The following is a 7,761-nucleotide window of genomic DNA, read 5'->3' as shown; positions in this document are numbered from 1 at the left end:
GCCCTAAAAGGCGGTTCGTCGGGGTGGCAGGATTCGAACCTGCGACCTCCTGCTCCCAAAGCAGGCGCGATAACCGGGCTACGCTACACCCCGATGGTCATCTATAAATCGTTTTGCTCCGCGTTTCTTAATGCGTTTTTCCAGCTGTATAGCTTTTGATCTGCTATCCACAGGTATTTGCAAAACTAACTTCCAGGGAATTCCTCCCCTGGTAGAAGGAACAAATCCTTCATTGTGTCTTTTCAATCTTTTATTGATATCTGCAGTCTGACCTACATAATACCTAGAACGTTTTTCACTAAAGAGAATGTACACAAACATAATTTTCTCTAGTTGGGGTGGTCACGCCTCAGCGTGACGACCTTCCTGCTGCCAGCAGGCGCGATATTAACGCTTTGCGTTACAGGCCGGGTGAGACCTGCCACGCATTAGCGTGGTACACCCCGATGGTGTAATTCTCAATATTTCAATTTCCAAATTGCAAGTGGCGTACCATCATGAACTTGTAGCGGAAATAGCCGCTGCAGCCTGCCGGTTCCGCCGCAGGCGGAAAAAGGCTGGCGAAAGCGGAGAGACTGGGACTCGAACCCAGGCGACACTTACGCGTCGACAGATTAGCAATCTGCTCCGTTACCACTCCGGCACCTCTCCTGAATTTTTAAATGAACGTGCATTATAAAATGCGGATGCAAATGTAATTCTTCATATCCTGGAACGCAACTTTTTTATTGAATATTTAAACGATAAAAGACAGATTTCAATCTTTATTGATTTATTAAAAATACCAAAGGATGAACACCCCGTTTTTTATACGCTTCAAAATAAATTAATTTAACTAAATTCATGAATTCATATGAATTCAATAGAGCATTTAATCATTTAGCTAATTTTTGAAATCAAATTTTTTACGGAATAACCATACTAAAAATGGAAAGAATATCTTCTTTTATAAAATATACTTCAATTGTACTATGTCTACTTTCTATTCAGTCCTGTTCCGCACAGTCCCAATTAATTGCAGATGAAAAAGAAACTGTATCGGTTGAGAATTTGCAATATTACCTCTATTTTCCCAAAGAATATGAAGAGGCAAAAAAGGATAAACTTCCCCTTCTTTTATTTTTACATGGAGGAGGAGAAGCAGGAGGCACCCTTGAAGACCTCAAAACTAATGGTCCGCCTAAGCTTTTGGCTGAAGGAAAGGAATTCCCTTTTTTAATACTTGCCCCTCAAAACCCATATAAAACAAAATGGTGGAATACCAGGGCGATCATGCAATTACTGGATACCATAATAGCATCAAATAGGGTAGATGTTGATAGAATATATCTTACCGGTTTAAGCAGGGGTGGGGGTGCTGCCTGGGAACTTGCTGTACAATACCCGGATAAATTTGCAGCTTTGGCGGTCGTTTGCGGAATGACCCCTGTACCCTATGCGGCCTGGATAAATAAAAATATGCCAATCTGGGTTTTTCATGGTACTGAAGATAAATCTATACCTATTTCCGAATCCGAGGACATGGTTGCAAAGCTTAAGGAAATGGGCTATAATGTTACATTTACCAAATATGATGGAGTAGGGCATAATGCATGGGTACAAGCTTATAATACCGAAGAATTGTACGAATGGTTTATAAAGCAAAAACGCAGCAAAGAATAGCTACTCATGTCTTTACTTTTCCCTTAAAATTTAAGAGCTATTCCAAAGGTTCCCCGATAAATAGATAGTATATTTATTGAGGAAAAAGAAGCAAGTTAATGTATAAAAAAATAATTTCTGCAATAGCCATCAGCTCAGGAATACTTGCTGTTATTTTATTGATTTTGGGAGATTTTAATAAGCAGGGTCCTGTTTTGATACTTTTTTTTCTATCCCTGGCTTTAGCCATACGAAGTATTGACTCAATGAAAGGGTTTTCTTTTACCATATTAATATTTGCAGCAGTGACTGCATCTATGTTCTATCCTGAATTTTTTTCCAAAGTGGGAAGCTTCGACCTTAAAAAACTAATAGTTCCTTTATTAATGCTAATCATGTTTGGAATGGGGACTGCGATGAGTCTTCAGGATTTTAAAGGAGTGGTAAAAATGCCCAAAGGTGTTTTGGTTGGTGTTTTATGTCAGTTTACGATCATGCCTTTTGTGGGCTATGGATTAGCTACCTTATTTGTCTTTCCCCCTGAAATTGCCGCAGGAATTATTTTGGTAGGTAGTTCTCCCAGTGGTCTGGCATCTAATGTAATGGCTTATATTTCAGGCGCAAACCTTGCCCTTTCACTTACGTTAACTGCTGTAGCTACCCTGCTGGCACCACTATTAACACCTTTGCTGATGAAAATTTTGGCGAATCAGCTGGTGCCGATTGACTTTTTGGCGATGCTTTGGAGCATTGTTAAAATTGTTATTTTACCAATCATTGCCGGTCTTGTGTTCAATAGATATGCCCATGGGAGATTTAATTGGCTCGATAAAGCAATGCCGGTAGTTTCTATGGCCGGAATTGCCATTATCATTACGATAATAACAGCTGCAGGCAGGGATTCGCTCCTGACACTTGGATTACTTTTGATAGTGGCAGTAATATTACATAATTTAATTGGCTATTTCCTGGGATATTGGGGAAGCAGAGTATTTGGTCTCGATAGGAAGTCGGCACGTACTGTTGCATTTGAAGTTGGGATGCAAAACGCCGGTCTGGCTTCGGGGATTGCATTGGAAATGGGCAGGGTAGCCACAATGGGTCTGGCACCGGCTGTGTTTGGCCCTGTGATGAATATTACGGGCTCCGGTTTAGCAACCTGGTGGCGTGGAAAACCCATTAAGAATGAAATAAATGAAAACAAAGCGGCATAATGCCAACTTGTTGAAAAATAAATGAAAAACAAATAAAAAAGATATTTGTATGAGCAGGATAATCTTTCTTTATGGAGGCTTGGTTCTTTTATTTGCAGTAAGCTGCAAAGAGGCCATCCCAAACCCGGGTGATACATTTAGCGGGCAAATTAGATTAAATCAAATTGGATACTATCCCAACGCTGTAAAAAAGGCTGTGGTGGTTTCTGAAATGGACCAGCGGAAATTTAGTGTCGTCGACAGCCATTCAGGGGAGCCTGTTTTTTCAGGTGAGCTCTCCGGGCAACTGGATTGGGAGTTGGCGGGTGAAATGGTCCGCATTGCAGATTTCAGTGAATTTAAAAAGACTGGATCTTATCATATATATATTAAAGACATAGGATTTTCTTTTCCGTTTGAAATAAAAGAACATGTTTTACTTCCTGTTTTTAAGGGATCTATAAAGGGATTGTACTTCCAGAGAGCCAGCATGGCTCTTGATGAAAAGCATGCGTCTCAATGGAGCAGGCCATTGGGGCATCCTGATGATTCCGTTTTATATCACCCATCTAGTGGTAAACAAAGCGGTAGTTTAAATTCCCCCAAGGGCTGGTATGATGCCGGCGACTATAATAAATATGTGGTTAATGCCTCTTTTCCATTAGGACAATTCTTTTTATTGGAGGAGCAATATCCAAATAGTGTTGCAGATGGGGATTTGAATATACCTGAAAGTGGTAATGGTATTAGTGATTATTTAGATGAGCTTAAATATGAAATGGATTGGGTACTGACCATGCAAGACGAAGACGGAGGGATGTTTCACAAACTGACTACCAAAAATTTTGAAGGGATGGTCATGCCTCATGAGGCAACAAATCAAAAATATATTGTTGGGAAGGGAACGGCTGCCAGTCTTGATTTTGCCGGCGCTGCGGCACAGGCTGCAAGAATTTTTATGCCTTATGATTCTATATACGCCGAAAAATGCCTTCAGGCCGCTAAAAAGGCGTATAACTGGTCTTTGGAAAATCCACAACTTGAGTTTGTTAATCCGGAAGATATTAGTACCGGTCAATATGGCGACACCAATTTTGATGATGAATTCTTCTGGGCTACTTCACAGTTATTTATAACTACCTCTGACAACAGCTACCTTGAACATCTTAAAAAAGAAGATATCGATTTTAATTATAGCCCCGGAGATGGTTGGACAAAATTTATGAGGTTTATGGGGATATTCACTCTTTTAGAAAACAAATCACTTGTTCCAGATGAACTTTATGGTACTTTCCGTGAAGGAATATTGAATACCGCTGATGACCTTACCATGAGGACAAAAACAAATGATTATTTTCAATGTGTTGATGATTTTCAATGGGGTTCGAATAGTGATGTCCTGAATACAGCGATGATAATTGCCCAGGCATACAGATTGGAAAAGAAACCGGAGTATTTAACAGCTGTAAGGCAAGCAGCTGATTATATATTGGGAAATAATGCAGTAGGGTACAGTTTTGTAACGGGTTTTGGCGATAATCCACCTATGTTTATTCATCACAGGCAAAGCGCCGCTGACGGTATAGTGGATCCTGTTCCGGGACTACTCTCCGGGGGCCCGAATAAGGACAAACAGGATGTAACTGACGGTGTTGTTTATCCTGAAAATGTAACACCTATGAAAAGCTGGGTGGATCATGAAGATAGTTACGCAAGTAATGAAATATGTTTAAACTGGAATTCTCCTTTAACTTATATTCTGGGCTTTCTGGAACAAGAATCAAAATAACCAAATTATGAGAATACTAAAAACTACTATCGCTTTATTAGGTATGTGTCTCCTTTTAGGAAATACGGAAATAACTTTTGCAAATACTAAAATAAAAAACGACTCGACTGCCGTTCAAAAGAAAAAGCCCAGAAATGTTATTTTTATACTTACTGATGACCATAGGTATGACTATATGGGGTTCACAGGTAAAGTTCCCTGGTTGCAAACACCAAATATGGATAAACTGGCATCAGAAGGTGCCTACCTGCCTAATACTTTTGTAACTACCTCCCTTTGTTCTCCGAGCCGGGCTTCTATTTTAACCGGCCAATTCTCACATAGCCATACTATTGTGGATAACCAGGCTCCCGATCCTGGTAACCTGACTTATTTCCCGGAGTATTTACAGAAAGCCGGGTATCAAACTGGGTTTTTTGGAAAATGGCATATGGGTGACCACGGCGATGAGCCACAACCCGGATTTACACATTGGGAAAGTTTTCCCGGGCAAGGGGTCTATTATAACCCTACTTTAAATATTAACGGAGAGCGAGTGGCCTATAAAGATTCTACCTATATCACAGATCTATTAACGGAACATGCCGTGGATTGGATGGATAAAAGAGATAAGGATAAACCATTCTTTCTTTATCTTTCACATAAAGCAGTGCACGCCGGATTTCAACCTGCCAAAAGACATAAAGGTGTTTATAAAGGGAAAAAGATAAAACTCCCTGCTACCTATGAACAGACCAAAACAGGCAAGTACCGGGATTTAAAATGGCCACAATGGGTTGCTGATCAGCGAATTAGTTGGCATGGGGTAGATTATATGTACCATTCTAACCGGGACTTATATGAAATGGTTGTAGATTACTGTGAAACCCTGCTTGGCGTTGATGAAAGTATTGGTAGCGTTATGGAGTATTTAAAGAAAGAAGGACTCGATGAGTCTACACTGATTATTTATATGGGGGATAACGGTTTTAGTTGGGGTGAGCACGGCCTGATCGATAAAAGACATTTTTATGAAGAGTCTGTAAAAGTTCCCTTGCTGGTACGTTGTCCGGAATTGTTTGAAGGGGGTAAAGTTCCACAGCAAATGGTACAGAATATAGATATCGGGCCAACAGTCCTCGCCGAAGCAGGTGTTAAACAACCAGAGCATATGCCCGGGGTTTCATTTATTCCGATTCTAACCGGAAATACAGAAGTGGCTTCCCGCAAAGAAATATTTTATGAATATTACTGGGAGTATGATTTTCCAATGACCCCTACTGTTTTTGGCATGCGCACAGATCAATATAAGTACATGAAGTATCAGGGTATATGGGATAGAAATGAACTTTATGATTTGCAAAACGACCCTGAGGAGATGTACAATTTAATAGCCGATCCGGACAAACAGGAAATAGCAAAATCCATGTCTTCTGCCATATATGATTGGCTTGAAGAAACCAACGGTATGAATATTCCTCTAAAGAGAACAGTTAAATACCGCTTTGGGGATTTTAAACACCAACAAGAACACTAATAATCTAGCGTTCTTGTTTCTTTGCCATTATTATCAAAAAACTTGATTTGTTTTACGTTTGGATTCACTTCTATATGCCTGCTGGATTGAGATTGAAAAGATGAACCCCAATAGTATTCCTGAATTTGACTGCCATTGTTATTAAAATACAAGATACATTTGACTTCATTAGCTTTTAGGGGTATTAGCTGAGGGGCTGGGTTTGTTGTTGATTCATAAACTTTTAGGAAATCATTGTTTTGTGAAGCAACCAGTATAGACTTTTCATTTGCAACAGTCAATCTTACAAGGCTTTTTGCATCGCCCGGGACCATGAAATGACTCTCCTCCAGGGATATGGCTTCAAAACTACCATTCCCTTTATTCTTCAATAATATACCTATAAAAGCATCGGCAGGGCCTTGCTGTACTTCCATTCCAAAATCATTCCCAACCAACGCAATATCCAATAGGTTATCATTATTAAAATCGGTTGTGATTATCCCATAAACCGGGGCTAGTTGAGCTCCTATAGGTAATGGATGACTTTCAAACTTGCCGTCCCCGAGATTTTCAATCCAGGATGTCTGCATATAGTTAAACGTGAGTTTCATGGCATCATCCAGAAGGCCATCCGGGAAAACTTCCGGCAGGGTGGCCTCACCAAATTCACCAAAGGAGTTAAATCTTTTCCGTATTCCCACATACTGCTTTACAACATCCTGCCACGGATGATACAGGTATTCCTTCTTGGTTCCTACGCTATCTCTCAGGTAATAAGAGATAAGTGGGTCTATCATTCCGTTATCATCCAGATCCTTTGCGTATAAGCGTACAGGCATCTCCTTATTGGCTTTGAAGTTTATGTTTTTGCCAAAATTTCCGGCAACATAGTCTGTATCTCCGTCGTTATCCAGATCTGCTGCTGACAAACTGTTCCACCAACCGTAATTATCTTGAATTCCGGTAGAATCTGTTATTTCATGAAGGATTCCTTCCTTATTTTCAAAGAAACGAATGGGTTTCCATTCTTCGGCTAAAATTAGATCTGGCCAGTAATCCCCGTTGAAATCGGTCCATAAGGCATCACTTATAAGTCCAGGGTATTGCAATTCGGGTGCAACCTCCTCTGTCACATCAATAAACTTAACATTTCCCTGAGTACTTTCATTTCTTAGAATATAGGAGCGGTCTGCTTTTGGATATGCCATAGGAAGCACTCTGCTCCCAATAAAAAGGTCAAGGTCTCCATCCCTGTCATAATCAGCAGCTCTTACGGCAGATGAATTGCTCCTCATATCAGGTATACCGTCAGCAGATTCAGTAAACCTGCCGGTTCCATCATTTAACAAAAGAATATCTTTGTATAATATATCCCCCGGAGGATATTGTGCGCATCCCCTTGCTATATATAAATCCAAGTCCTGATCCCCGTCAACATCAAAGAGCAGGGTACCAGCATCTTCTTCTTCCATTTCTTTACCCTTCTTGTAATTAACTTCTTCCTGAACAAAGCTCCCATCCTTTTGTTGTATAAACCAGGTCTCCGCGAATTTCCGGCTTGCACTAAGAAACATATCATCCAGGCCGTCATTATTTATATCTCCGACCGCAAGAGCAGGCCCATATTGAGAGAATTTATG

The 7,761-nt window shown here is 40.3% G+C and carries 6 protein-coding genes and 2 tRNA genes; 4 read left to right on the top strand and 4 right to left on the bottom strand.

Translation table 11 applies throughout. The annotated features are described in order from the left end of the window. Window positions 1-18: 18 nt before the first annotated feature. The 3 genes from WBN20_RS09960 to WBN20_RS09950 form a co-directional block, all read right to left on the bottom strand. Window positions 19-93, bottom strand: a tRNA-Pro gene (locus tag WBN20_RS09960). Continuing rightward, window positions 79-321 carry a GIY-YIG nuclease family protein gene (locus tag WBN20_RS09955; protein WP_424281568.1) on the bottom strand — a complete coding sequence of 81 codons (243 nt, stop codon included), beginning with the start codon at window positions 319-321 and terminating at the stop codon, window positions 79-81. Before WBN20_RS09955 ends, WBN20_RS09960 begins: the two co-directional genes overlap by 15 nt. 246 nt (window positions 322-567) lie before the next feature. Next, a tRNA-Ser gene (locus WBN20_RS09950) sits at window positions 568-651 on the bottom strand. Between the two features lie 276 nt (window positions 652-927). On the opposite strand from WBN20_RS09950, the gene WBN20_RS09945 reads away from it, so the two are divergent. From WBN20_RS09945 to WBN20_RS09930, 4 genes are all read left to right on the top strand, one after another. Beyond that, on the top strand, window positions 928-1,662 hold the full coding sequence (locus tag WBN20_RS09945) for a prolyl oligopeptidase family serine peptidase (RefSeq protein ID WP_424281567.1): 735 nt from the start codon (window positions 928-930) through the stop codon (window positions 1,660-1,662). Window positions 1,663-1,760: 98 nt separating this feature from the next. After that, the gene (locus WBN20_RS09940; RefSeq protein ID WP_424281566.1) at window positions 1,761-2,855 is read left to right on the top strand and encodes a bile acid:sodium symporter family protein; all 1,095 of its coding nucleotides are present in this window, start codon (window positions 1,761-1,763) and stop codon (window positions 2,853-2,855) included. A gap of 49 nt (window positions 2,856-2,904) precedes the next feature. Next, entirely contained in the window at window positions 2,905-4,623 is a 1,719-nt protein-coding gene (locus WBN20_RS09935; protein WP_424281565.1) for a glycoside hydrolase family 9 protein, read from the top strand. Window positions 4,624-4,630: 7 nt separating this feature from the next. After that, on the top strand, window positions 4,631-6,139 hold the full coding sequence (locus WBN20_RS09930; RefSeq protein ID WP_424281564.1) for a sulfatase family protein: 1,509 nt from the start codon (window positions 4,631-4,633) through the stop codon (window positions 6,137-6,139). Here the strand turns inward: WBN20_RS09930 and WBN20_RS09925 are convergent. After that, window positions 6,136-7,761: FG-GAP repeat domain-containing protein (locus tag WBN20_RS09925; RefSeq protein WP_424281563.1), on the bottom strand; the 1,626-nt coding region annotated here is incomplete at its 5' end. The genes WBN20_RS09930 and WBN20_RS09925 overlap by 4 nt on opposite strands.

This window comes from Eudoraea sp. (assembly GCF_049665975.1).
Classification (GTDB): Bacteria; Bacteroidota; Bacteroidia; order Flavobacteriales; family Flavobacteriaceae; genus Eudoraea.
This window is presented reverse-complemented; position numbering and strand designations above follow the sequence as displayed.